Raw genomic sequence first — 2,340 nt, forward strand, 5'->3', positions numbered from 1 at the left:
ATGCAGCAGGGCGCGGTTGTTGCCGGCGGCAATGAAGTCCTCGTGCCGATAGCTGCTCGAGCGCATGCCGAGCGGATCGAACAGCAGGCTCTTGGCCAGCGGCTCCCAATCCTGTTTCTCGGCGTGGGCCACTGCCTCGGCGCCGATCGTCGTGCCGAAATTGGCGTAGTGATAGGAGATGCGGAAGGGATCGAGCGGCACCATCCACAGGCCCCCGACGACCTGCTTGCGCTGGAAGCCGAGATCCTCGAGCTCGTCGCCCGCCGCCATCGGCAGGCCCGAGCGATGGGCGAAGAAATCGCCGATGGTGGCGTTGCCCGAGACATAGTCGAGATTGAGGTGGAAGCCGTCCCAGACCTTGCCGACCGGGGTATCCCAGTCGAAGCTGTGGTCCTTCGTCATGGCGATGGCGGCCACCGTGGCCGAGATCGACTTCGACACCGAGGCGACCTGGAAAATGGTAGTGCTGCTGACCTTAGAGGTGTCGTCCCGGTTGTCGCGAAGGCCATAGCCTTCGTCAAAGATCATCTTGCCGCCATGCACCACCGCCACGGCGAAGCCGGGAACATTGGATGCTTCCTTGACTTTCTTGACGATGTCCGGCAGGGCGGCCACAGCCTTCTCGACACCGCCGGGATACAGCTGCATAGCATCCTGCGGCGGCGATGGTCCAAGCTCCGGCACGTAGGACTGCGCGGCTGCCATGGCGGGCAGCATGGTAACGAGGGAAAGTACCAGGAGAGCAGCGGCCTTCTTCATTGCATGTCCTCAAACTTGCACCGGCAGATGATCGGACCATACGCGGCAAGATGAAAGATGGTTACGGTTATTTTCTACTGATATGTTTAAGTCCAAAGATCAGACAGAGACGGCGGCTGCGCGCATGTGATTTCGGGACCTGGCGAAGTATCCGCGTTACATACGCGGGCGGCAATTGGATGGGACTGCGCGGGAGAACGTCAACTTTCCAAGCCCGGACGGCAAATGGCATCCAATCAGGAGTTGTTCGCCAACGGGCTGGCGGCCAACCAGAAAGTCATCGAAGCCAATTATATGGCCCATCGCGAGGCCCTATGGCCTGCTGCATGGGGTCCTGATGGCCGAGGGGCCGGGACGCTTCGTCTTCACCGATCTTGCAGTGTAAAGCCGCTTCGGCCTATCAGGAGTATTCAATCGTTGGTTGATCGCTTTTACAACGACTCATTCCTCGCTGCCGTCTACGACGCTTGGCACCCAAGGGCTGCACGTGATGACTATGATTTCTATCTGCCCCGCATCATGGCGGCAAACTCGGTGCTTGATGTTGGATGCGGAACAGGAACCCTCCTTCACGAGGCCCGCAAGGCCGGTCATCCAGGGCGGCTCTGCGGCATCGACCCGGCACCGGGAGTACTGGATCGCGCACGTAAACATTCTGACATCGAATGGGTTCTCGGTTACCTCCAGTCGCAAGACTGGGTGGCTCAATTCGACCTGATTGTCATGACCGGCCACGCGTTTCAGTCCATGGCCAGCGATGAGGAACAGCGAGACTTCGTGGTGGCCGTCAGGCGTGCCCTTGTGGCGGGCGGGCGCTTTGCCTTTGAATTGCGAAACCCTTTGGCACGCGCTTGGGAATGCTGGACACCGGAGAATGCAGTCAGTGTTGAAGGACCAGGCGGGTCTTCTGTGCTGATCACGACGGAGTTGGTTTCCGGTTTCAACGGCCGAACGATTACGTTCACGCATACCTTCAGCGGTGAGCACCCAAGCCTCCCGCAGGTGAGCCAGAGCACCTTGCGATTCTTGGACGCGGATGCGCTGCGCAAACTGCTAGAGGATGCAGGTTTGAGGATCGAACAGCAGTTCGGCGACTTTGACGGTAGGGCGCCAAGTCCCACAAGCCCCGAGATCATCACGTTCGCAATGCATTGAGGCGGACAGTCCGCTCACCAACAGACAGAGCCGCTTGCCGCTCGTTCAATTTTGGGCCGAATCGGCGAAATGATCAAAAAGTTGCCGTTCCCCAGACGACCTCGAAGCGGTCAGATGGGGTTCCTCTAGACTTCGGCTTTTCGGCGATCTAGGTTGGTGCTTCTGCGAGCCTGCAACTGCATCAGGTCTCTGCCCCTTCGCATCGCCTGCCGCGATTTATTGCGGTTCGGGCCTGCGCTTCAGCCCTTAATCCAACGTAATCTCACCGTGCAAGCGGGAGGAGTTTCCATGGCCAATGCCCGATGCGCCTGCGGCGCTCTTAGACGTAAGCGTCACGAGCACCGCACGACTGTCCTTGCTTGACAGAGGCAGGATTCAGATGCGGGCCGCTTTGACCCGCTTGGGCATGAAGTACGAGCGGATGGC

Annotated in this window: 2 protein-coding genes; one reads left to right on the top strand and one right to left on the bottom strand. The window is 59.4% G+C overall.

Annotated elements, in window-relative coordinates:
* The coding region (locus tag NKJ94_RS37195; protein WP_352532729.1) for a serine hydrolase domain-containing protein at positions 1-759 on the bottom strand (759 nt) is incomplete at its 3' end.
* 225 nt (positions 760-984) lie between these two features.
* Here NKJ94_RS37195 and NKJ94_RS37200 point away from each other — a divergent pair.
* Complete coding sequence (locus tag NKJ94_RS37200) at positions 985-1,914, top strand: class I SAM-dependent DNA methyltransferase (RefSeq protein ID WP_352532731.1); 930 nt, start codon at positions 985-987, stop codon at positions 1,912-1,914.
* The last annotated feature ends 426 nt before the right edge of the window (positions 1,915-2,340 follow it).

The organism is Mesorhizobium sp. M0060 (assembly GCF_040323155.1).
Taxonomy (GTDB): domain Bacteria; phylum Pseudomonadota; class Alphaproteobacteria; order Rhizobiales; family Rhizobiaceae; genus Mesorhizobium.